Raw genomic sequence first — 23893 nt, 5'->3', positions numbered from 1 at the left:
ATAATTTCTGCGGTATTCCTTCAGCAGTCCGAACGCCGCAGCCCCTCCCTGGCAACCATCCCACTTTGTTCTAAGGTCCGATTGCGGTGCACACACTCTGCTAGCCCCTTCACTGCCATCGGAATATTCTTTTTTAATGGGTTATGGAGAAAACTCCATAATGTAAAACCTTAGACTAAGATGCACCTTGGCAATTCATGACGTCACAGAAGATTTTCCTAAGATGCATTACATTACCAAAAAGGTAAGGGTCATAGCCTTACTCGTAAGTACGGCACTGCTGGGCTTCGTTTTTAGCCTAGCGGTACAGGCACAGCAGCCCGACATGTCGTTCTTTATCACCAGTGCCGGTCCTGGAAATGGAGGCAACCTGGGCGGGTTGGCGGGTGCTGATGGCCACTGTGCCAAACTTGCTGCAGCGGCTGGTTCTAAAGCGACTAATTGGCGCGCTTATTTAAGCGTTAGCCCCAAGGTAGATCGATCGAGCGGTAGCCCCGTGGTGATTCCTGGGGTAAATGCCCGCGATCGCATCGGCAACGGCCCCTGGCACAATGCCAAGGGAGCTCTCATTGCCAACGATGTTAACGCGCTACATTCCAGCAACAATTTTGTTGGTAAAGCAACAGGGTTAGACGAGAATGGCAATCTTGTTAATGGTCGCGGAGATCAGCCAAATCGCCACGATATTTTAACCGGGTCTGATCCAAACGGCATGTATTCCACCGCTGGGGGCGATACGACCTGCAGTGCGTGGACTAGTGATGGGGAAGGGTCTGCCATTGTGGGCCATCACGACCGGGTTGGCCTGAGCGAAGACTGGCATATGTTGTCGTGGAATTCGGCCCATGGCACTGCCGGCTGCAGCCAGGAAGCATTGCAAGGGACAGGCGGCGACGGGTTGTTTTATTGTTTTATTGGCGACTGATTGCCAACGTAGTCCTACGGCCACAGACAAGGTCTGGGCTAACCGCTATGCTGTCCCTTTAGGTGAATGTAGGATGAAATTTGATTTTGCGGTTGTGGCCGTAGGGTCTACTGGCGATATTAGACCCCTGGCTGCGATCGCAAAAGGATTGCAAAAGGCTGGCTATAGTATCCGCTTTATCAGCCATGAAAATTTTCGCTCCCTGGCAGAAGACTTAGATCTACCCTTTTTTCCCATCGCGGGAGACTATCGTAAGTTTCTCCAATCTCCCGCAGGGATTAAAGTTATCAAAGGGGAAGTGCCCCCGTGGGACGAACCGCCACAAATCAAGAAAGAACGTACCCGGCAGCTAGAGCAAACGTTAGCAGCAGCCGAGGGTGCTAGGGCGGTGATTGTTGGTCCACTGAGCATGTGGGCGTCAAATATTACGGAAAGGCTGGGTCTGCCCATCATCGTTGCTAGCTATTTTCCGCTGCAGCGCACGGTCTATTTTCCGATTCTTCAGTTTGGTAAAGGGGTGGACCTTACCCTTAATCCTGTCAAAAAATGGGCCAATGGTGCCAGCTATTCGTTGGTGTCGATGTTAAAGCGGCTGAGCGATCGCAAAACCATCAATAGTTTCAGACAGTCCATCGGCCTAAAAAATCGACCAATTGTGCAACGCTACGACCCAGAAGTGGCCAAAATGGTGTTGATTTTGAATCAATACAGTGAGTGTGTAGTACCATCGCCCCCCGATTGGGAAAATGCCCAGTACCAGGTGGAAACGGTGGGCTATTGTTTTCTGGATGATGACCGGCAGTATGAACCACCCCAGTCCTTAGTTGACTTTATTAACCGGGATCAGCGACCCGTGATTTCCTTAGGGTTTGGCAGTATGCCCATTGGTAAACCGGCGGAAACCTATGAGCTGATTTCTGAGGCGATTGGTAAGGCTCAGGTGAGGTGTGTGTTTATTCCTGGCTGGAACGACGATCAGGGTAGCGAACTGTTTGCACAAAATTCGGATATTTATTTGGAGAATCAGGCTCCCTATCGGTGGTTGTTTCCGAGGATGAATGCTGTTGTTCATCACTGTGGTGCGGGGACGGCGGCGGCGAGTATTCGGGCGGGGGTGCCGGTAGTACCGGTGCCGTTTTTTGGGGACCAGCCTGCGTGGGGTGAGCGGCTGTATGAGTTGGGGATGGCGGCTGAGCCAATTGCGGCAAAGGTGTTATCGGCGGAGCGGTTGGCTATGGCGATAGGGCAAGTGGTGGGGTCTGAGGAGATGGTAAAACGGGCGAAGGTGTTGTCGGGGGATGTGAATGGGGAAGATGGTGTGGGGCGAGCTGTAAAATCTATTGATAGGTTTTTGGGCACATGTGGTTAGCTTATATATTGAGAGAATCTCATCGTTTCTATCGACGATGAGTAGGGCTTTATTCTGGTGGTGTGGGCGGTGGACGGAATGCTACAAGAGGTTAATGCTGCCCTGGGTGGTCTGCTAGCGCAGGCGGCTCAGCCGCTGCCAAAAGACCCTGATAAGACCGAGCAGCTGATAGCGTGGTTAAATCAGCATATTCCAGGTCTAGACTTGGGGCTGGCGGTATTTGCAGTCATTACCCTAGCGGTTGCCGCTGTCGCTAAACTGACGGGCAACCTGGACAAAATTTTTAGTTTCTTTCGTAAGTACTTTGGCCAGGCTGAACTATCTGAGCAAGAGCTATCGATTCTACGACAAAAGCTATTAGAGCAGATGAAAACCAATGTGGCGCAGCGTCTTGATGATTCGCTCCACAATTGGGTTAGGGTCGATTTGGAGCAAGAAGAGCAGCGCTATCAGGTTGGGCGGCCAAGAAAAGAAAAGTTAGCCAAGACACCTAAGTCAAAGCGATCACCGTCTGCTTTGCGCAAGCTGGTTAAAAGAGGACTAGCGATATTTAAAGATAATCAAGCCATTAAGCAGGTCGAACCAGCTGAGAAAACCTATAACATCTTCCGTCGTAATGATATTGGAGGACGCTTACTGATTTTAGGCGAGCCGGGAGCCGGGAAAACCACTGAATTGCTGACGGTCACACAGCGGCTGGTAGATGCTGCGATTGATGATAGCGATCATCCCATTCCTATACTCTTTGAACTCTCAAGCTGGACGCCTGGAACCTCGATATTGACCTGGTTTGGACAGCAGCTACAGCAGTCCTATGGTGTATCTAATAAGCGTGCTGAAAGTACTGCACAGCAATGGATACAGCAGAATGAATTTTTACCTTTATTAGACGGTCTGGACGAACTTGGGCAGAGTAACCAGGTAGCTTGTATTGAAGCGCTAGAAGAGTTCTTGTCGCAGCATCCGGCGCTGTCAGCAATCGTCTGCTGTCGTAGGGAGGAATATGAACAAGGCAAGCAGCAGCTTAAACAACTGAATGGCGCGATCTACCTACAGGCGGTAGGCTCGCAGCAGATTCAACACTATTTAGAGGACTTAGGTCAGGAGCAGCTATGGGATGACATTCAGTCTAATGCCGACCTTTTGAAACTGGCTGAATCGCCGTTATTCCTCACTATGTTGGTTGTCGCCTATCAAGGTGAGCCAATTCGAGACAGGGAGGCACTGTTTAATGCCTATATTCAAAAGCAACTACACGAGCCCAGTTACCAGGGGGCCTATAAACCGGGGAATGCCAAGACACCCAAACAGACACTGCATTATTTGACATGGCTTGCCCAGCAACTAAAAAAAAGAAACGACACTGAATTTTTAATTGAAAACTTGCAACCCGACTGGTTGTCATCCAAGCAACAGGAGCGAGCTTACAGGCTGATTTTCGGTCTGATTTTCGGTCTGAGTTTCGGTCTGATTGTCGGTCTGATTGTCGGTCTGATTTTCGGTCTGAGTGGCGGTCTGAGTGGCGGTCTGATTGTCGGTCTGAGTAGCGGTCTAAGTGAAATAAAGTTACAAGAACAGCTAAAGTGGTCTCTCCGTAAAAGTCTGATTGTCGGTCTGATTTTCGGTCTGATTGTCGGTCTGATTGTCGGTCTGATTGTCGGTCTGATTGTCGGTCTGATTTTCGGTCTGATTTTCGGTCTGAGTGACGAGGCTATCAAGCAAAAACAAGTACCGAATCAAGGCATTAAGAAAAGTCTTCAAAATGGTCTGAGTGTCGTTCTGATTAGCGGTCTGATTGTCGGTCTGATTTTCGGTCTGAGAGTCGGTCTGATTTTCGGTCTGAGTGGCGGTCTGATTTTCGGTCTGATTTTCGGTCTGAGTAGCGGTCTGATGGGCGCTATCCAACATTGCATCCTACGCATAGTTTTGACGATAAACGGTGCCACCCCCTGGAACTACGCACAGTTCCTGGAGCATGCCGTTAAACATCGATTTATTCAAAGAACGGGTGGACGCTATCGTTTTATCCACGATCTGCTTAGGCAGCACTTTGCGCAGATGACGCCAGAGCAGCAGGCGCTACTTGCGCAGAAGCGATGAGTCGTGCGTAGCTCCAAAATCCCCAGCGAATCATTACGCAAACAAAGCAACCCATATCGTGACGCTAAAATAGCAATAGCCAAGGCAAATCCCCAGGCTCCCCATGGTTTTACACTTCGATCCCAAACAATGCCTCCCCTCCTCAGCTGAGCTACCCGACTCAGACGACACACCTGTAGATAACGAGCTACAGAACCTAATCCCCAACCTGCTCGAAGCCATCCTAGCCATGGTGTGGCCCCATCGCCTCGACTGGTTTTTCGGCGTAGATATGGGCATCTACTACGACCCAGCCAAACCAGCCATCGTCCCAGACGGATTCCTTAGCCTGGGTGTGGAACGCTTTATCGGCGAAGACGGGCGGCTAAGCTATGTCTTTTGGGAAGAAGACAACATTGCCCCCACCCTGGCCTTAGAAGTCGTCTCCAAAACCTACGGTGGCGAATACGAACGCAAAAAAGCAATCTACGCCGATTTAGGCATTCGTTACTACGCCGTTTACCTGCCCAAACCCCGGCGCAAGCGTCAGCCCCTGGAAGTGTATGCCTTAATTGACGGCAGCTATCAGCGCCTAGAAGGCAATCCCGTCTGGCTGCCTGAAATCGGTCTAGCCCTAGGCCGAGAACGGGGAACCTATCTGGGCCGAGAACGGGAATGGCTCTATTGGTATGCCCAGGATGGCACTCGATTGCCAACGCCAGAAGAACTAGCACAACAAGCCGAGGCCAAGGCAAAACAGGCTCAGACCCAGGCGGACCAAGCTCAGGCTCAGGTGGAGCAGGCCCAGGCTCAGGTGGAGCAGGCCCAGGCTCAGGTGGAGCAGGCCCAGGCTCAGGTGGAGCAGGCCCAGGCTCAGGCAGATCGATTAGCAGAAAAGCTAAGGGAGCTAGGCATTGACCCCAATGGGGTTTAGCTACACACCACAAATCTGCACCAACACCTTCCGTCCCTTTCTCGGCCCATCCAAATCCACCAACATCACCGACTGATAGGTCCCCAGCGCCAGCTTCCCATCCACAATCGGCACCGTCTCGCTATTGCCCAAGGTCATCGCCATCAAGTGGGAGTGCGCATTTATCGGCTCGTCCGGGGGCACCTCCCGCAGGTGCAGGTCATTATGCAAATACCGATCCTCCGGTGGGGCCAGCTTGCGCAAATAAGCTTTAATATCCACCAGCAGCCGTTCTTCCGCTTCATTTACCGTCAGCGCCGTGGTGGTATGGCACGAAAACACCACCACATGGCCCTGGCTCACCCCAACCGCCTCCACCTGCCGCTGGATATCCGCCGTAATATCGACAATATCAATCGCCTCAGCAGTGTCAAATGTTAGATAGTGGGAAACAAGCTGCATAGTTGCCTTCCTGACGGGACATACCATGAACACCCCCTACCAAGACCCAGCCGTGATCCAGAGCGTTCTGGCCACCACGAAGTATATCGCCGTTGTGGGTCACTCGCCTAAACCCCAGCGCCCCAGCTACCAGGTGGCTAAGTTTATGCGGCAGCAGGGCTATGTAGTCTACCCGGTGCATCCCGCCGCCAAGGAAATCGACGGTCAGCCCTGCTACGCAACGCTAGCCGATGTGCCTGGCCCCATTGATGTGGTAAATGTGTTTCGCCGTAGCGAATTTCTGCCTGGCATCTTAGACGAAATTCTCTCCTTAGACACCATGGCGACCGGCAAGTGTCTCTGGACCCAGCTAGATATTTACGACGAAGCCGTTGCCCAAAAGGCGATGGCAACAGGTTGGCAAGTGGTGATGGATGCCTGCATCAAAATCGAATGGCAACGACATCAAATCTAATCCACGGCCATGGCCACGATGGTTTGGGCCAGGGTTTGCTGCCGCGCCTTTAGGGCATGGCGCTCATGGGTATGATCCATCAGCCACTGCAACGAAGAATGGTACATGGGCTCCTGCCACAGTCCTGAAACGGACGTCCCCTGGGCTTGTTCTATATGTTGCTGCAAGCGGGTTTGGGCCAGGGTGCGCAGGTCTTCGTCCATGCGTTGCAAACGATGCTGTAGCTGCTCTAGCAGGATTTTATCCTGTTGTTCTATGGCGGTGTGGATTTCTGCTTCTAGGGTTTGTAGTTTGCGCAGCTTGCTTTGGTAAAATTCGTCTTCTGTCAACAACCGATCGGCAAAACTGTTGCCATAGGAGGGCATGGACAGTAGCTGCTGCACATTGAGCAGCTGGGATTCTACGGCATTAGAACGTCGATGCAGCTCCCGTCGATGGTGTTTTAGGAGCTCCACCGAGAGACTTACGGCGGGCTGTGGTTGGTTGGACCGCAATTGCAGGTCATTTTTCAATAGAAAGCTACTAGACATCCAGGCGCCCAAACCTCCACCGTTGGGGGCTTTGAATCTTGCCCTCTCCAGGATTTGGGAACCCCCGGTATGCCTGATGGGGAAAAGACGGATGCTGTCATCAGGAGGGGGGGCTTCGACTGGGATAGTCTCTTCGGGAACAGTCCCCAATGGGGAAAAGCGAGGCTGTTGAACAGAGGCTGCTCCCTCTGGCACGACAACAGCCGGCACCGGCTCAATAAAGCCTCGATCCACAAAGATATCTGTGGCGCTATCCGCTGGAACGCTGGCCAAGGGCACATCTGTAGCATTGGCCACTGTCCCTTGAAAGCCGAGGGTAACTGCCGTTACGCCGGATATGGTTTGCTGCCAGCGTCGAGTGCCCGCAGACAGTTTTGAAACCGGTATAAATTGTGTTGCGCTATTTGTCATAGCTAAGGAGCTGTCAAGAAACTACTGCGTGGTTTAAGCCTGACAAGCTTGTTAAGTCATGGGCTAAATGTGCAAGGCCATGATTTTTATTTTTAACAAGCCCTAAGCTAGGAGAAACCAAGGAAAAACACCGATGACTAAAGTCGTGAAAACCGCTATCCCTGGTTCAATCTCCCAACTTGGCTAAGGATGTCCGGAGTTTCTTTTGGCCGGTTTGAAGTTTATAGATTCGCTAAACATACGCACAGGCCATTGATAAAGCTGGGTAGCTTTTGTTACAGGGCCACTCGACGTTCTCCCATTTGAACACTCCATAGGTTGGCATAGATGCCCCGACGAGATAAGAGTTCTTCGTGGGTGCCCCATTCTGCTAATTGGCCCTGGTCCATGACGTAAATGCAGTGGGCGTTGCGCACGGTGGACAGGCGATGGGCAATGGCGATGGTGGTGCGATCGCACGTAATCTTCTCCAATGACCGTTGAATGGCCGCTTCGGTGTCGTTATCCACCGCAGAGGTGGCCTCATCCAAAATCAAAATCGGCGGATCTTTCAACAGCGCCCGGGCAATGGCCAACCGCTGACGCTGACCACCGGAGAGCTTTTGTCCCCGTTCCCCCACAATGGTGTCGTACCCCTGGGGCAGCAGCTGGATAAAGTCATGGGCTTCTGCCAGCTTGGCGGCCCGCTCAATGTCCCCGTTTGTAGCACTAAAGCTACCGTAGGCAATATTTTCTCCCACGGTGCCATGGAATAAGAACACATCCTGACTCACCAAACCAATGGCCTGGCGCAGGTCGTCCAGGTGCAAGGTGCGCAGGTCGTGGCCATCGAGGATAATCTCGCCGTTGCTAATTTCGTAAAATCGCAACAACAGCTTCACCAGGGTGCTTTTGCCAGAGCCGGTGGCCCCCACAATGGCGGTGGTTTTGCCAGCGGGCACCTTTAGGGTGAGGTGTTCCACCACGGGGGCGCGATCGCGATAGGCAAAGGTGACATCTTTGAAGGTAATATCCCCGCGCACATTGCTCACGGGCAGGCGATAGTCTCCGGTGCGAATGGCGACGGGGGTATCAAGCAAATCCATCACCCGGTTAATGGAGGCCATGGCGCGACGATATTGATCCAGGGTTTCCCCCAGGCGGGTGAGGGGCCACAGGAGCCGCTGGGTCAGAAACACCAGCACGCTGTAGGTGCCCACGGGCAGGTTCCCCGCCACCGCTTCTAAACCGCCGTAGAGCAGGGTGGCGGTGAAACCAAACAAAATCAAAATGCGAATCAGGGGAATAAAGGCCCCACTCCAGGCAATGGCGCGACGGTTGCTCTGGCGATAGGCCTCACTGTCCTGGGCCACCCGCTGGGTTTCGTAGTCTTCGGCGGTGTAGCTTTTGATGGTGGCAATGCCGGTGAGGTTGTTGGCCAACCGTCCATTGAGCAACCCCACCCGTTCTCGCACGTCGGCATAGCGGGGTGCCAGATATTTTTGGAATGCGATCGCACCCCACACAATCAAGGGCATGGGCAGCATGGCCATCCAGGCCACCTTGGGGGCCATCCAAAAAAAGGCCCCACTAATAATCAATACGGTGGTGCTCACCTGGAGCACTTCATTAGCGCCCCGGTCGAGAAATCGCTCCAACTGGTTAATGTCGTCGTTGAGGATGGACATTAGCCCCCCGGAACTGCGCTCTTCAAAAAAAGCAAGCTCTAGGGACTGCAGGTGACTGTAGGCATCCAACCGCAAATCGTGCTGAATCGATTGGGCTAAATTCCGCCACAGCCAGTTGTAGGCATACTCAAAAATCGACTCCAACGCCCAAATGACCATGGTGATCAGCGACAGCCATAGAAACTGACCACGAATGGTGGCCACCCCCCAGTTGGCCATCAGCGAATCCTGCTGTTTTACCACCACATCCACCGCCAGACCAATCAAAGCCGGGGGGGCTAAATCAAACAGCTTATTCAAAATCGAGGCGGAACTTGCTAGCCAGATGCGGCGGCGATAGCGGCGGCCATAGGTCAATAAACGACGGAGTGGGTAGGTCATAGCCCCTGAAAGGTAAAGACAGTAAAGCCATTCGGCAATCCCTACATTGTGAACTATGGCTGAAAACTGTGACGGAGAACCCAGCCTAAATCCACCGTTGCCCATCGGCCAACACCGGCAGCAAAACGTAAAGTCTTCACGAAGTGCCCAGGTGCCCCCCTGTGAAATCGACTCTTCCTGGTTAGACTACACACAACCGTAATATTACGCATAGTTGCCGGAGCCACTAGCACATTATTCAAATTATCCTAGATACGTTAACTACTTAAACTGCTAAGAAACCTCTATTTCACTCATATTCACTGACATTTCCATTGGGTCATCTACCAATCGTGGAGTATCTACCGGTACCCGCTTGTATGGCGGCTACAAATTCTCGCTCCATACATTGCTAAACCCTATTTATAGATAATGGAAATTCCTTTTTCAGTCCGTTATAACAACATCAAACTACAGGTAGAACGACTATATAAAGCTTCTAACCAGACGAATAAACGTCTTTTTTCGGGTCTTGAAGATATTTCTTTCAGTATGCAAGGGGGTGAGTGTATCCACCTAAAAAGCTATGTGCCCTGGGCCAGCCAGCTACTGTTAGATACCCTGATGGGTCGCACCCAAATTGAAGCGGGGGAGATTTGGATCCAGCACCAAGAGCGATGGTTGAACATGCTACAGCTGTCCCAACGGCAGATGAACCAGGTCCATGCCCAAACCATTGGCTATCTCCAACCCTGCGAAATTCTCAGGTCCCAACCGACGGTTCTAGACTGTGTTCTGAATAAGTTTCTGGCCCTGGGGATGTCCCGCAGTGAGGCGGATGCGGAAAGTCGACATGTGTTGGACTGGGTGAGCCTCCCCCGCAGCCTCTGGCACAAGTCCCCCAAAGACCTTTCCCTGGATGAACTCCACCAGGTCAACCTGGCTAGCACCTTTGCCGTGGACTACAGCATCATTGTCATTGGCCTACCCATTAGTCAGTTGGATCCCACGAACCAAATGCGGCTACTGGAGCTAATCGACTATCGCAAAACCAAGGGCACCTGTTTCATTGGCCGGTTTGACCAGGCCCATTTGCGGGCCAGGGTGTGCGATCGCAGCATAGCGATCCAGGTACCCACCCCGATTTCAGCAGCCAGACCCCGCCGAACCGTTCGCCCCTCTGCCCGCCGAACCGACATGCCAGTAGGCACGCCGACCGGCACGCCTACTGGCGCAGCAGCAGGTAATATAGCTGCCCGCTCGTATTGATCAAACCGGCCTGCTGTCCGGCCTGGGCCCCCGTGCCCACAAAAATATCCACCCGCCCCGGCCCCTGGATGGCACCGCCCGTGTCCTGATCCAAGACATAGCGATTCACCGCCACCGGCTGCCAGGTATCGGCTGCGGTCACCATGGGTAAGTCTAAGGAAATCAACGCCAATGCCCCCGGTGGCATCAGGGTCTTATCCGTGGCAATGGAGCGCCCTGGGGTCACCGGCACATTGAGGTTGCCAATGGGGGGGGAGTCGCCGGTCGCCTTAAAAAATACAAATCGGTCGTTGCGGGGCAAATAGCTGTCCAGGGCCTCTGGATTTTGCTCAAAATACTCCAGCAGCACCGGCAGCGATAGATCCGCCTCGGCAATAATGCCGTCGTCAATCAGGGCGCGGCCAATGCTGGTGTAGGCATATTCGGTGCGTCCGGCATAGCCCACGGACATCACAGACCCGTCGGTTAGCTGCAGCCGGGCCGACCCCTGCACTTGGACCAAAAATGCCTCCATGCGATCGCGCAGCCACACCAGCTCCAAACCCGCCAGCGGTCCGCCAGCGCTCTGCAATCCGTCCGTCCCCTCCAACTCTGCCCGGGTAGGGTGGGGCATGGCCCAAGTCTCCAAATCCCCAGGGCGACGATAGAGAGGATATCGATACTCCGCCGTCGGCACCGCACTGGCCCGATAGGTGGGCTCAAAATAGCCCGTAAAATCGACATGGCCAGCGCCATCACTGCCCACCGACCGATAAAAATCAAACTCTTGATTCACCGCAGTTTGTAGCTGCTGCGCCGAATGGCTAGTGGCCACTAGCTGACGAAATCGCACTAAACTTCGTCGGACCCGGTCCCGCGTTATCCCCGCCAAGGGATATCCTTCATAGGCCATGGCAGCCGCGTCTGTCCCCAAATAGTCCAGGCTATGGTCAATGGCCCGCAACAACGCCTGTCGTCCTTGACCAAACTGGGCGTCATACCCCAGACAAACAGGATCCACAAACTCCACATGGCAATTGACCAAATCTAGGGGAGACGCCAGTGCTGGCAAAGACCACAACGTCATCCAGGCTGCCAGCAAACCGCGCCGCCGCCATCGCTTAGGACCCGCACCACCCATCGCTAGAACCGCTCTACGCTAGAGCTAAACTGAGGTTCTACCCGAATGGCAATCAGCCGAGAAGGACGAATCACCATATACTCACCAGGATTAACTTCCGGCAGGGGCACCTTAATAAAGTCCTCCGAAGACGCCTTAGGCATCAGCTCATTGCTATACCACTTTTGAAAATCTTGAATCGATGAAAAACTCACTTCCTCATGATGGCCACCATCAAAAAGCATGTGAACAATAAATTCGCTAGGTTTCCTGGGCATATCCGTTAGCCGATTTGAATCACCGACCTATTATGGCCCTCCAACCGGCAAAAAGTAGCATCAAGTTAATGCTTTTCTTCAATTCCATAGGGCATCCCCCGCCCCACCGGCCAGAAACCAAGGTATGGGCAGTGGACGGTCAAGTTTGCCAAGCTGCCCCCTAGACCACGCCAAAAAAGTTGGCCTACATCACCCAAGTGGCCTCACCACCCAAGTGGCCTCACCACCAAAGTGGCCTCACCACCAAAGTGGCCTACACCACCCAGGACGAAACAGGCTTAAAAAGCCACAAAAGCAGCGGGCATCCCCCTCAAAAGCGATGGGGTACTCAACACCTGGACGTTCGACCAAACAGCGTAGAAAAGCCGCGGAAAGCTACGCCATTTTCCTGAACTGAAACCAAAAAACAATAAAAATACTTACAAACTCACGGCCAACATTATTTGCGCCCACAGGATAACGCTACACTTCTACCGGTTGCAGATGGTCTACGTATTTTTGCGACGTATTTCTACATCGCACTTGTGCAACACCCCCCTGCTCCATTGTCCATCTTCCCAGCAAGTCAGAGAACAGAATCAACACTCCCTTTGCCCGAGTGGGCCAACCAATAAGGGTTTACCCCTGTTACATTCACTCTGCTCAGGTTGGGCAACCAATAAGGGTTTACCCCTGTTACATTCACTCTGCCCAGGTTGGGCAACCACTACGGTTTACCCCTGTTGCATTCACTCTGCCCAGGTTGGGCAACCACTACGGTTTCTACCCTGTTGTCTAGAAGCACGCTTGTTATCCCATGTTGCGTAAAGTTTCCATAGCCATCGGCGCTCTGCTACTCGTCGGTTTACTAGCGGTGGGCGGTTGCCAACTCACCCAGCTAAAAGCGTCCCAACCTAGCGACAATGCTAGATGGGAGCAAATTGAAGAACAAACACCGGCCGTTGATGTCGATAAAGACGCTGTCATCAATGGCAGTGCATTTAATAAGTTTTTCCCCAATGCCAATGGGTACGAACGGGTTTACACCCAAGAAAAAGACGGATTTGCTGAAGCCAAGCTCAAGCAAGATGGCAACACCCTAGCCATGATGTCCGTATCTGACACCATCTCCAACCCTAGCGCCACAAACAAGTATCAAAACAGTGAGCGCTCCCTGGCGGGCTACCCCCTAGCCGAAGTTGGGAAAACCGCGACTAGTCTATTGGTGGCCGATCGTTTACAGGTCAAGGTCCTCTCTCGGGATGACGCTTTTACGGCAACTGACCGTGAAGCTTGGCTAGAAAAGTTTGATTTGGCAGGTCTTGCCAAACTCGTCAATTAATCCCGTCGGTGCTAACGAGGAAATCACCATGAGCAAGTCAATTTACGAGCTTGTTAACGAACTACCGCAAAAAAATCTAACGGTTTTTGCCCTGCGCTCCCTCGACAAAGTGGTCCCTGGAGAATGGGAAAATATCGTAGGGTTCGAGAATACGATCCGTCAGGTCACCGGAGAAAGTGATGCCGCTCTGATTGAGCAGATCGGAGCTCGGGCAATTCAGCTGTACAACGATAAATCCGAAGGATATCAGCGGGCCCTGTGGCTCTATCAAACCATTGATTCTACCGGTCGGGCCTTGGGGCAGGCCGCATTAGCTGGCAAGGTGACTGAGAATGTGCCGTTTCTGTCCATTGTCAATCGCCTCACCCCCAAACCAGAAAAAGCCCAAACCATTGATTTATGTATGAAGCTGGTGACAGAAATTGTCGCCTTTTGCAAAGTCAACGGCATCCCCGGCGATAGTGTGGGGGACTTTGTTAAAGCCCTGGGCGACTACGGCGGCGAATCGCTCATCCGCATGGCGGCCCTGGTTTGCTTCGATGGTTTAGTGCCCCTAGGCCCCAACTTTATTAAGCAAACTGAAACCGTCCTGGGCAATTTAACCCCCAAGGATCTAGACAGCAATCCTGCCTTTAAGGCGATCAAGGACGCTGTCCCCGGTGGTAAAACGGGGGATCAGCTCACCTTTATTGGGGCTAGCTTTGAGTCGGTTAAGGGTTGGATGGGCGATTTTGTGGAATCTAAGGGGATTACGCCCCAAAGTGTGGTGTCTAATCTCAAAACCTTTGTGGACGTGGCCGACGACAAAATGGATTATTTTGGCGCGTTTCTAGACATTTCCACCAACTACTACGAACACACAGGCATCCAAACTCTCTCCCGACGATTGGTGGAGCGAGCTGTTGCCGAAATCTAGACAGTTCAACAATAGGGTGTTTTATCCGCCATCCTAAACCTAAAAGCTAGAAGCTAGGGAATGCTTCTAGCTTTTTCAATGGTTGTTATCACACCGCACACTGGCTCAAGTTGTTTACGTACAATCTCACTCTTTCAGGGACTACTCCCCATGGCAATTATTAAAAACGTTCTCGGCGACAATCTACAAACATGCTGCACCAGTCCAATGACAGGATTTTATCGGGATGGCACCTGCAATACGGGACCGAATGATTTAGGCTCCCATGTGGTCTGTGCAGAAATGACAGAAGAGTTTTTAACCTATACCAAAGCCCAGGGCAATGACCTGAGTACGCCCATTCCCATGTATCAGTTTCCTGGACTCAAACCAGGCGACCGTTGGTGCCTCTGCGCAGCTCGCTGGAAAGAAGCCCACGAGGCGGGCGTTGCGCCAAACGTTGTTCTAGGGGCAACCCATGAATCGACGTTGAAAATAGTGTCCCTGGACATTCTTCAGAAATATGCCATCGAATAACCGCACAAAATAAGGCCTAGGCGAAGACCAGGCGGTGGGGAATAGGCGGTGGTGTTTGGAGAGCGCATAGCCCCACCGCCTTTGGAATTCGCAGTGGTACCCTAGCCACCACTCACGGGCGGAATAAGCACAACTTCATCGCCATCCTGTAGTGAGGTATCGGCCTCGACAAACTGTAGGTTAATGCCAAATCGGGTCAGGTTTTGCCATTGCTTCAAGTCAGGATATTGATTGCAGATGCGATCGCACAGTTCCTTTACCGTGGTGCCCTCGGGTAACGACAAGCTCACCTCGGGCTGTCCCAACGCCTCTTGATAAGCTGCAAACAACTTCAATTTAATCGAAATCATGCCCGTGACTGTAATGTATGCTCATTAGCTACCCATTATTCTATGGGCTGCGTCAAAGCGCGATCGCTTAGTTCAACGGTGCATTAAATACAGCATTGGCCAGGGTATCCAACAACAGCTGCTCCCGATAGGGCTTCGAGAAATAGGCAGTGGCCCCCAGCTTCATCGCCAGCTTACGGTGCTTGTCACCGGTACGCGATGTGAGCATGGTGATCGGAATCTGAGAACAGCGATCGTGGGCGCGCAGCTTAGCCAGGAAGCCATAACCATCTAAACGCGGCATTTCAATATCACACACAATGGCATTAATATTCAACCCAGCATCCAGCTTTTCCAACGCATCTAGACCATCCTTGGCCTGGGTAACTCGATACCCTTGTTTTTCCAGCGTCAGGGCCAGCAGCCGTCGCACATTGACGGAATCATCCACCACCATAATCGTAGGCTGGGAAGACTTAGTGACTTTCGGCTGCAGGTCGCTCAGTTTACCACTCAGTAAAGGATTGCCATAGAGGACCGACGCTTCCTTGATATTGGATCCTTCACAACTCAATACCCAACGGAGAAATTCCGGTGCATTCAGCAAAGGCACCACCTGGCCATCACCAAAGATGGTGCAGTTGTTAAAGCCCGCCGGCATGGGAATATCTCCCTCCACCCGGCGCAATGCAACTTCTTGATCCCCCCAGGAGCGATCAATCTGCAACCCAAATAGCTGATCGTTATAACGGAATACCAAAACCGTTGGCACCGTTACATTGGGGCTCATTTCTAAACTTTCAATGTGGCGAGCGCAGTTGAAGGCCAACCACTTACCCATGCGAATCAGCCGGATGGGTTGCCCATTGCGAACAAACATCTCGCGGCCATCTTCTTCGTAGACTTCGGCCTCGCTCACCTCGGTCATCTCTTGCAGATTATCCGTCGGTATCGCCATGGGTAGGCGATTGCTCTCCGCCAATAATGCCCGGGTCACAGACAGGGTACAGGGGACCGAGATAGTAAATGTGGAACCTTGACCGGCCTGGGTCGCAACACTAATGTCGCCGCGAATCTCCTCCAGGTTATTGCGTACCACATCCATCCCCACCCCACGGCCAGACAGGGTGGTAACCTGGCTTGCGGTACTAAATCCGGGCTCAAAAATAAGCGACAGCAAATCGGTCTCACTCGCGGTCGCTAATAGCGATTCATCCAGCCCCATATCCCTGGCACGGGCACGAATTTTATCTAGGGGAATGCCACGGCCATCATCCTGAATCGTAATAATTGTGCGACTACTGCGCTGCTGGGCCGTAATCATGATGGTCCCTTGCTCGGGTTTACCCGAGGATTGGCGAGTCTCAGGGGTTTCAATACCATGATCAAAGGCATTGCGCAGAATATGCATCAACGGATCGTTGAGCGATTCTAAAATGTTGCGATCAACTAATGTTTTATCCCCTTCCACTTTGAGCTCTACCGGCTTACCAAATTCTAAAGAGAGCTCCCGCAATGCCCGAGGGAAGCGGTTGGTAATATCCGACAGGGGCCGCATCCGCAGCTGGTTAAGATTGCGCTGCAGCTGGCGGGTGGTGCGCTGTAAATTTCGTGATGATTGTTCTGCGGTATCAACGCTAATCTCGATATCATCCGCAACTTCCCGCAACCGAACAGAGGTTTCCATGATGTCCCGGAAAGGCAAATGCCGGGCGTCATACTGATCCATCTCGAGGGAATCAAAGCCTGAGGTGTTACCAAAATTCCTGTGCAGAGCCAACGTGGAACCCACCGCAGGGGAAACTTCACTCCCTTTAGACGCCGGTAACATCAACTGAGTGGCGATGGCTGTTTGATCATACGCATCCCGCAGATCTTCTTCGGAGTCTTCTAAAGTCCGCAGACGCTCATGCAAAAGCTTGGTTAATGTTCGCAGACGCTTAACCTCGCTATCTAGGCGATGGCGTTCGATGGTTAAGTCGCCAAAGTAGTCGTTCAACTCATTTAGCTGCCGCACAGAAACCCTAACAGTGGCATCTTCATCAACGGCGGCGGACACCTTAGCCTCTGCCCGAGGCTTACTGGAAAAGCGAAACTCTGTCTGGGAACCCCCGCCCGCCTCTGAAGGCTCAGGCTCAACCATGGGCCTGACCTCTTGGGTCGCATCTACAAACGAGGGTGGTTCAACTGTTTGGGGCTGTTCTACGTCCAGGTCAACAGGCTCAACGACCTGGGAAGCTTCGGCGGTTTCAACCACCTCAGGAGACGTTATTTCAGGGGCAAAACCACCCCCAGCACCGGCAAAAATATCTTGTTCATTGCCAACTTGGGCAAAGATATCCTGCTCGGCGGGGGCATTTTCAGCCTGGGCCAAAATAGCGGCCCAATCGTCTTCAGGCAACGGCTCTGCTGGCAACAGATCGTCCATGCCCACATGATTACTGGACAAGTCTGGGGTCTGTGGAGCCGCACCGGCTGGCACCTCAAAGCTCAAGGTGGACAGCGCCATAGGCAACTGCTCCATTTGCCCCGCCAAGATCATGGTTTGGGACTGACGCCATTCGTCCAAGGCCGCTTGGGCCACTTCCATCACCTGGGCATCATCGGCAATGGCAACAGCTTGGTCAACAGATATACAGAGGCTGCAAAAAGAGTCTAGCTGCAACATCTCCCCTAAGCCGCCAAGTTCCTGAGCCAAAATGCTCACTTCTTCCCGCAGCTGGGAGGTATTGCTAGAAATGGCCGTTTCTAATCGTTCGAGGCAGCCTTCTACCTCCGTACTAAATAGAACCGGAATAATGTCCTGATTTTCGTCCGAAGACAGTAGCAGGTTGGCATCTTCAGGATCCGCTTCTCCCAAGATTTCATATAGCTGGTCGAATACGGGCATGGCGGCATCGGACAACCATGATTCTTCAGGGTTGGTTTGGTTGCGATCGCACTCAATCACCCGCCCCAACACAGCCACCGCCGACAGCAGCAACCGTTCTAAGCCATCGTCAATGACCAAACCATCTCGATTAACCTTCAACACCTTGAGAGAATCCTCAAGGCGATGGGCAAAATCGCTCAGTAGCGCATAGCCCATCATGGCCGCACCACCTTTAATCGAGTGGGCCGCACGCAACGCCGCATTCAACTCGTCCTGAACCACGCCCTTTTGAGCCAGATCCAGTAAAGCGCCATCCAACGCCTGTAAATACTCATTAGCTTCGTCTAGAAACTGAAGCTTAATCTCAAGTTCTTTATCAACCGCCATGATGCTGCACCTATTGCATACCTGCCTTATGTAACTGCCTATCGCTTAACACCAGCGACCACTGAACATAACGCGACCCTAACCTGCCATCAAGCCGAGCCTCAGCAAAACACCTACTCATCAACCTTAAAGGCTGCCATCGATAGCTCCAGCTCCTTAGCCACCGAAACAGTTTGCTGCAGTGCTTCCGAAACCACCCGAGAAGACGTCGATGTCCGCTCAGAAACCGACGAAATTTCCTGCATCAATGTAGATACATTGGCCGCCGTTTCAACCTGAGAAACCGTTGCCGCAGAGATTGTCTGCACCAATACATCAATCTGTTGAGACACTTCCAACATACGGGACAAGCTTTGCTTCGCATCATCCACCCGGCGAGTTCCCTCAACCACCTGGGAAGTACTACTTTCAATAGCGCTCACCACATCGGCGGTCTCTCGCTGAATACTGTCCACAATACGTTCAATATCTTGGGTAGCTGCCGCCGAGCGCGCCGCCAACTCACCCACTTCCTCAGCAACTGCCGCAAAACCTTGGCCCTCTTCGCCAGCGCGAGCGGCCTCAATTCCGGCATTAATCGCCAATAGATTGGTTTGAGTCGCAATTTGATTAATCAGCGAAACCACCTTAGAAATTTGCTGAGATGACTCCCCGAGGCGCTTCACCTTCTTCGCCGTTTCACCTACGGTAGCCCTCAATTCCAAAATATTTTGCACCGTTAGGTCCATGGCCTCTCCGCCATCAGCAGCCGTCTGCGAGGCCTCACGGGCCACCACCGCTGCCTGCTGGGCTCGATCGGCGGCCTGGGTAATTGCCATGGTCATATTTTCCACAGAGTTCAGGGTCTGTGTCGTACGCTCCGACTGCTGCAGCGCATCGTCCGCTAATGCCTGCATGGCGATTTCGTTCGCCCCCAAGGAGGTATTTACCTGAACCGCTGATGTCTTCACCTGGGTCACAATCTGGCGCAAACTTTCAATAATGGCATTGAAAAAGTCAGCCACTGTGCCAATTTCTCCAGCGGAGACATCGGCCCGCACCGTTAAATCACCACGGGCAGCACCCTCAACATCATCCAACAGCCCCAATAGTTCCATCTGCAAGGTCTCTTGGCGCTGACGGCGCTCTTCCGATAGCGCTTCTGCCTCCAATTGAGCTTTCTGCTTCTGGTTAAACAGATTAATCTGCTCAAAGGCTAAACCAACCTGTAAAGCCGCTTGCTTGAAGAAGCTAACATCCAGCTCGCTCCAATCCCGAGGTTCTGAACATTGATGTGCAACAAGTAGGCCAAAGAGTTCTCCACTATCTAAAATAGGCGCCACTAAATTAGCTTTGACGTCAAAGGGCTTTAACTGACCTAAATGACACTCTGTTAACCCCGCCTCAAAAATATTGGCCGTTGCCTGCACTCGCCCTTGGCGATATCGCTCAACATAGTTCTCAGCAAAACATGGATCCGCAATGGTTGCCCCCAACGCAGTGGGCCAGCCCATGGCGATAGATTCAGACGTTATCTCACCGCTCCAATCCTGAGGATTAAATCGATAAACAAGCACACGGTCTGTCTCTAGAGCCTTGCGCACTTCATTCACAGCCAGATTAAACATCTGCTCCGAATCCATATTCTTGCGCAGGTCGCTAGTCAACGTAGCTAACTGATTCGCTCGCTGGGCCGCCTGGGCCTGAACACTGGCCTGATCAATCAGGGTTCCTTCAGAACGCACCACCGTACTGGTCAGATCATTAAACGCTGCGGCTAGCTGCCCCACTTCATCCCGGGCAAAAACATCAGCCTTAGCCTGACGATCTCCCCTGGCAAACGATTCCGTCACCTGTTGCAAGCGACGTAACGGACTAGCGATAGACCGGCCCAACAGCTGCGCCAAAAAGATATCGGCAACAATCGCCAACAGCGCAATCAAAAACTGAATTTTTAAGCTTCGGTTAATCAGGTTTTGTAGCTTGGCCTCTGCAGTTCCCCGCACCAGAAAGCCAATGGATTCACCATTGAGGTCCTCCAAGGCCTTAGCGGCCATAGCATAGGAGCCATCTCCAGATGCGACAAAACGCTGCGAAACTACATCGCCCGGGCTTTGGGACGCCCTAGCCAGCAGGGATTCATTGTATATCTCCCTACTCAAATCGGCTTCTTGGGCCCCATCAGCTAAGGCCGCCGCCGAAGCCAACTGGAAATTGCCGTCATCGTCCTTTAGATAAATCGCGTTGTACCCACTACCAAAGGAGGTTACACCGCCTTCCACAATGGAGTTCTTACCGTTGACCAAATCACCCGCAATGAGCACACCCACGAGCTTATTAGCTTGATTTCGCGAAAAGACAGGAGTCGCAACATAGCGAATGAGTGCGTTATCTCCATCAGTGGCAAGTTCCACCCCCTGCCGCTGTAATTCACTCCGACTGACCAGCCCGTTGGTCTTGATCTGTTGGTTATTAGAAGCAACCCGAGAAACCAAGCCATAGGGATCGCTAAATTCTTCACCAATGCGATTATTTTGGGCATTGGCAATAATATTGCCATCAACGTCCACCAGGGTGGCATATTCAATATTTCGAGCGTCTACTTCGCCCTGTAATATATCGCTGACGAGGGAACGCTCGCTGGCGCTAATATCAGCATCCTTTTGAGCAGATTTCTCAGCTAACTCAATAATGGATGTGTTTTCGGATTGCCCCCGAAAGCCAAACCCCATCTGGTTGACTTTAATGTTGTATTGAATATCAGCAACCGTAAGTTCCGCCTCAGATTGGTCCAATAGCTGCTGACGGGCACCGCTGATAATCAGCAATGAACCCACACCCACCAAACCAATGACTGAAATAACCTCTGAAGAGATTAAACCAATCAGCTGTTTACTACTTACGGGTAGATCGTAAAACCACTGCAGCAAACGACTACGGCTAACAGCTAGATTTTCCGGGGCGTAGCGTTTTTTACCTTTGGTATAGCTAACCCCGCGATAGGACATGACGTCGCTTTTCTGATTAGCCGCGACCGGAGTTTGGGAGGCGGGTTCAGTCACAGCGGGCTGATTAGGCGTTGCCGTTGAGGCAAGTTCTTCTAACTGAGCCGCCAAGGACAAAACATCGGGTTTTTGTTCCGATTTACCGGAACCCGCATAATCACTAGATGGAGAACTATCGACAGAGGCTACAACGCTGGCATCCAAGCTCTGATCATTTTCAGTATTTTTTACTTGCTCAGATTTATTTCCTAAGGCATCTACCTCAGGATTTGGCTCAGCATTTGAGTTTGCACCAACGTCCATAGCCATGAGAACTTTCCTTTAGATAGCGTTTCAATAACAGTTCGTGAAATAATCAAAAACTAATCAAATAAATATAGTGGGATAGGAATCAATCGTTATTTTGATCCCTTAAAACACCTAATTTCCTTGCAACACCGAAGAACGTAGCAACGATTCAACGTCTAGTATAAAAATGGTTTCTTCGTTTTGCGTAACACAACCTGTTAAATAGGGCAGGATGATGCTGCTAACATTATTCGGAGGGGGATGCACAGCTTCTGGAGGAAAACTCACCATACCGTCGATAGATTCAACCTGAAGCGCTAAAGGCGTGGAACGTCCCTGAACAACGACCAAACTATATTGCTGGGTTTGCCCGTCAGGCACAGGCAAACCCAGAAGACGGACTAAATTAGCAACCCAAAAAACACGACCGCGCCTGTTAACAAGTCCTAACAGGGCGGCAGGCATATTTGGCATGGCCATCACTCGTCGCGTATCTAGTACAACGGCTTCCTGTACAGCGATCGCAGGCAACATGGCCACAACGCTAGGAGCCAATTGAAACTTGAGAAAGGACTTGTTGATGACAGGGCGATCTTTTCTTAAAGATAGGGAAGACAATTCTATGACCTCATGAACAACATGCGATCGCAAAGAATAATTTACAAGACAGACTTAACAACTTTAAGCAGTTCTTCACGATTGAAAGGCTTTGTAATATAGGCATCCGCCCCTTGGCGCATACCCCAAAGTCGGTCAATAGCCTGATCTTTTGATGAACAAATTACCACAGGTACTGTGGAGGTTTCAGGTGCACGCTTCAGACTGCGGCATAACTCAAACCCACTCATGCCAGGCATCACCACATCTGTAACAATCACATCTGGCTGGCTGGAACGAGCCTTATCCATACCTTCCTGAGCCGTTACAGCATGAATAACGCTATACCCTTCTTCTTGCAAATAATGGCTGATCAGCTCCCGTTCAGAAGGGGTGTCTTCCACAATCAGCACTGTAGCCGTTTGAATTACTGTCATATTTTATTTGTTATCCCCTAAATGTGTACCCAATTAACTCAAATTAGTAACAACCCTAACCGTTACCAATCTGAGTTATAAATTTGATCCACTGTCTGAAACTACCGGGGCTTCACAGCCGGCAGATGCATAAACACCATCTTCAACAGTTCTGACTGGCTAAAGGGCTTAGTTAAATAACCGGACGATCTAACCAACTTGGCCTTAGCTCGATCAATAAACCCAGTATTCCCTGTCACCATCACAATCGGTGTATTCCTAAAACTAGGATGGCGACGCAGCAGCGAACACAGCTCGTAACCATCTAAATTAGGCATCGTCACATCCAATAAAATCAAATCAGGACGACACCGCATTACCTGCATTAGCGCCTTGACTGGATCGTTGATGGGTACAACATTTAGACTTTTATCATTCAAAAATTCTTGAATGGCATTGAGTACTGTCGGACTATCGTCAATACAGGCAATTGTATAACTGGCCTTCTGAGATCCAGCCCCATCAGCCGGTACCACAGCACCCGGTACGTTCATACGTGCAGGCACACCGCCAACCGCTGGAGCTGCCGCAGCACCGTTAACCAATTGCTGACTCACAGGAGCCGAAGGTTGAGGACTCAAGGTAGCCGTTCCAGTGGCTGCAGCAACCGCTGTAGCGCCTGAGACAGTTGAAGGAGAAGAGAGCAAGCTTTGACGACGATTACGCTGGCAAATTTCAACAATGGGACGCAAATCTAACTGACAAAGAATTGGGTACTCCCCAATATCGTCCAGCCCCAGTAAATCGTAGCTACCTTCCTGAACGCCCAGGAAAGACTCGATAACTTCAATCGCCATGGCACGAATTAGCCCGGTGGCCTGATCTTCAGTCAAATGAGACTGCTCTACCAGCCAGCTGATGGCCTGATAGTCAGGAGTCAAGGGAGCCTGCTTGGGAGATTGCTCAAACATTAGTCGGAGCTGTACTCTGACAGCGCCTACTAACGTAGAAATTTCACTACTTAAGTCTTGGAGGTGGCGATCTAAACGATCAAAGGGCGCATCCGTATCCGTAGCAAAGTTAAGCTTGCCTTGGTTAAGAAAAAGCGACCATGAGTTAGTCCCCGAGTACAACTTGAAGTGCCCACTCACCTGCCGACTAATCAGCTGAGCTAAAAAGCTTAGAGGATGTAACTTCTGGGTTGCACCATAACCCACAATCGAACGACTGTTCATAACTGAATGTTTAACGATACAGCAAAAAGCCAAAACCCTTGCGGGTTATGAGACCTGAGCGATGGGATAAAACCCTAGTGCACATCGGCCGTAAGAAGATATATAAACTCTCGACTCAATCACCATTCAAATGGTTTCTTAAGATACGGAAATGAATTTTAAGCGCAGTCTAAATATTTTTATTCATTGACAGCACTATGAAAAAATTCTATACAT

At 51.5% G+C, this 23893-nt stretch carries 21 protein-coding genes; 10 read left to right on the top strand and 11 right to left on the bottom strand.

The genetic code is table 11. The features are described 5' to 3' along the window. Positions 1-223 precede the first annotated feature (223 nt). The 4 genes from IXB28_RS06810 (at position 224) to IXB28_RS06795 (ending at position 5307) form a co-directional block, all read left to right on the top strand. Positions 224-925, top strand: a complete 702-nt coding sequence (locus tag IXB28_RS06810) for a hypothetical protein (RefSeq protein WP_407659178.1) — start codon at positions 224-226, stop codon at positions 923-925. A gap of 73 nt (positions 926-998) precedes the next feature. Further along, positions 999-2294, top strand: coding sequence for a glycosyltransferase (locus IXB28_RS06805; RefSeq protein ID WP_215617770.1), 1296 nt, complete (start codon positions 999-1001; stop codon positions 2292-2294). A gap of 78 nt (positions 2295-2372) precedes the next feature. Further along, positions 2373-4394 carry an NACHT domain-containing protein gene (locus IXB28_RS06800; protein WP_215617769.1) on the top strand — a complete coding sequence of 674 codons (2022 nt, stop codon included), beginning with the start codon at positions 2373-2375 and terminating at the stop codon, positions 4392-4394. 103 nt (positions 4395-4497) lie between these two features. After that, positions 4498-5307 (top strand): Uma2 family endonuclease, encoded by an 810-nt coding sequence (locus tag IXB28_RS06795; protein ID WP_215617768.1) that lies wholly within the window; start codon positions 4498-4500, stop codon positions 5305-5307. On the opposite strand, the gene IXB28_RS06790 is transcribed toward IXB28_RS06795, so the two are convergent. Further along, complete coding sequence (locus tag IXB28_RS06790; RefSeq protein ID WP_215617767.1) at positions 5308-5748, bottom strand: secondary thiamine-phosphate synthase enzyme YjbQ; 441 nt, start codon at positions 5746-5748, stop codon at positions 5308-5310. A 25-nt stretch (positions 5749-5773) separates the two neighbouring features. Between IXB28_RS06790 and IXB28_RS06785 the strand changes: the two genes are divergently transcribed. Then, positions 5774-6202: a CoA-binding protein gene (locus tag IXB28_RS06785; protein ID WP_215617766.1), complete on the top strand. Its 429-nt coding sequence runs from the start codon at positions 5774-5776 to the stop codon at positions 6200-6202. On the opposite strand, the gene IXB28_RS06780 is transcribed toward IXB28_RS06785, so the two are convergent. Then, positions 6199-7143: a hypothetical protein gene (locus tag IXB28_RS06780; RefSeq protein ID WP_215617765.1), complete on the bottom strand. Its 945-nt coding sequence runs from the start codon at positions 7141-7143 to the stop codon at positions 6199-6201. The genes IXB28_RS06785 and IXB28_RS06780 overlap by 4 nt on opposite strands. A gap of 275 nt (positions 7144-7418) precedes the next feature. After that, the gene (locus IXB28_RS06775; protein ID WP_215617764.1) at positions 7419-9191 is read right to left on the bottom strand and encodes an ABC transporter ATP-binding protein; all 1773 of its coding nucleotides are present in this window, start codon (positions 9189-9191) and stop codon (positions 7419-7421) included. 55 nt (positions 9192-9246) lie between these two features. Between IXB28_RS06775 and IXB28_RS06770 the strand changes: the two genes are divergently transcribed. Both IXB28_RS06770 and IXB28_RS06765 read left to right on the top strand, forming a co-directional pair. After that, a complete protein-coding gene (locus IXB28_RS06770) occupies positions 9247-9393 on the top strand; it encodes a hypothetical protein (protein ID WP_215617763.1) in 147 nt (48 codons plus the stop codon). Positions 9394-9602: 209 nt separating this feature from the next. After that, positions 9603-10439, top strand: a complete 837-nt coding sequence (locus IXB28_RS06765) for a P-loop NTPase family protein (RefSeq protein WP_215617762.1) — start codon at positions 9603-9605, stop codon at positions 10437-10439. Here the strand turns inward: IXB28_RS06765 and mltA are convergent. Both mltA and IXB28_RS06755 read right to left on the bottom strand, forming a co-directional pair. Then, positions 10396-11559 (bottom strand): murein transglycosylase A, encoded by a 1164-nt coding sequence (gene mltA / locus IXB28_RS06760; RefSeq protein WP_246559642.1) that lies wholly within the window; start codon positions 11557-11559, stop codon positions 10396-10398. The two genes, IXB28_RS06765 and mltA, sit on opposite strands and share 44 nt — an antisense overlap. A gap of 2 nt (positions 11560-11561) precedes the next feature. Then, positions 11562-11816, bottom strand: coding sequence for a hypothetical protein (locus IXB28_RS06755; RefSeq protein ID WP_215617761.1), 255 nt, complete (start codon positions 11814-11816; stop codon positions 11562-11564). A 796-nt stretch (positions 11817-12612) separates the two neighbouring features. Here IXB28_RS06755 and IXB28_RS06750 point away from each other — a divergent pair. The 3 genes from IXB28_RS06750 to IXB28_RS06740 all read left to right on the top strand — a co-directional run bounded on the left by IXB28_RS06750 (position 12613) and on the right by IXB28_RS06740 (position 14569). Then, positions 12613-13137 carry a hypothetical protein gene (locus IXB28_RS06750; RefSeq protein ID WP_215617760.1) on the top strand — a complete coding sequence of 175 codons (525 nt, stop codon included), beginning with the start codon at positions 12613-12615 and terminating at the stop codon, positions 13135-13137. Positions 13138-13165: 28 nt separating this feature from the next. After that, the gene (locus IXB28_RS06745) at positions 13166-14053 is read left to right on the top strand and encodes a hypothetical protein (protein WP_215617759.1); all 888 of its coding nucleotides are present in this window, start codon (positions 13166-13168) and stop codon (positions 14051-14053) included. Between the two features lie 150 nt (positions 14054-14203). Further along, on the top strand, positions 14204-14569 hold the full coding sequence (locus tag IXB28_RS06740; protein ID WP_215617758.1) for a DUF2237 family protein: 366 nt from the start codon (positions 14204-14206) through the stop codon (positions 14567-14569). Positions 14570-14670: 101 nt separating this feature from the next. Here IXB28_RS06740 and IXB28_RS06735 read toward each other — a convergent pair whose 3' ends face one another. From IXB28_RS06735 to IXB28_RS06710, 6 genes are all read right to left on the bottom strand, one after another. Beyond that, complete coding sequence (locus IXB28_RS06735) at positions 14671-14919, bottom strand: MoaD/ThiS family protein (RefSeq protein ID WP_215617757.1); 249 nt, start codon at positions 14917-14919, stop codon at positions 14671-14673. A 67-nt stretch (positions 14920-14986) separates the two neighbouring features. After that, positions 14987-18157, bottom strand: a complete 3171-nt coding sequence (locus tag IXB28_RS06730) for a hybrid sensor histidine kinase/response regulator (RefSeq protein ID WP_215617756.1) — start codon at positions 18155-18157, stop codon at positions 14987-14989. A 113-nt stretch (positions 18158-18270) separates the two neighbouring features. Further along, positions 18271-21450 carry a methyl-accepting chemotaxis protein gene (locus tag IXB28_RS06725; protein ID WP_215617755.1) on the bottom strand — a complete coding sequence of 1060 codons (3180 nt, stop codon included), beginning with the start codon at positions 21448-21450 and terminating at the stop codon, positions 18271-18273. A 111-nt stretch (positions 21451-21561) separates the two neighbouring features. Next, positions 21562-22047 (bottom strand): chemotaxis protein CheW, encoded by a 486-nt coding sequence (locus IXB28_RS06720; RefSeq protein ID WP_215617754.1) that lies wholly within the window; start codon positions 22045-22047, stop codon positions 21562-21564. 41 nt (positions 22048-22088) lie between these two features. Next, a complete protein-coding gene (locus tag IXB28_RS06715; RefSeq protein WP_215617753.1) occupies positions 22089-22463 on the bottom strand; it encodes a response regulator transcription factor in 375 nt (124 codons plus the stop codon). A 101-nt stretch (positions 22464-22564) separates the two neighbouring features. Beyond that, the gene (locus tag IXB28_RS06710) at positions 22565-23677 is read right to left on the bottom strand and encodes a response regulator (protein WP_215617752.1); all 1113 of its coding nucleotides are present in this window, start codon (positions 23675-23677) and stop codon (positions 22565-22567) included. Positions 23678-23893: the final 216 nt, after the last annotated feature.

This window comes from Leptothoe kymatousa TAU-MAC 1615 (genome assembly GCF_018739865.1).
Taxonomy (GTDB): domain Bacteria; phylum Cyanobacteriota; class Cyanobacteriia; order Phormidesmidales; family Phormidesmidaceae; genus Leptothoe; species Leptothoe kymatousa.
The sequence above is the reverse complement of the archived record's forward strand: the minus strand, read 5'-3'. Positions and strand labels throughout refer to the sequence as shown.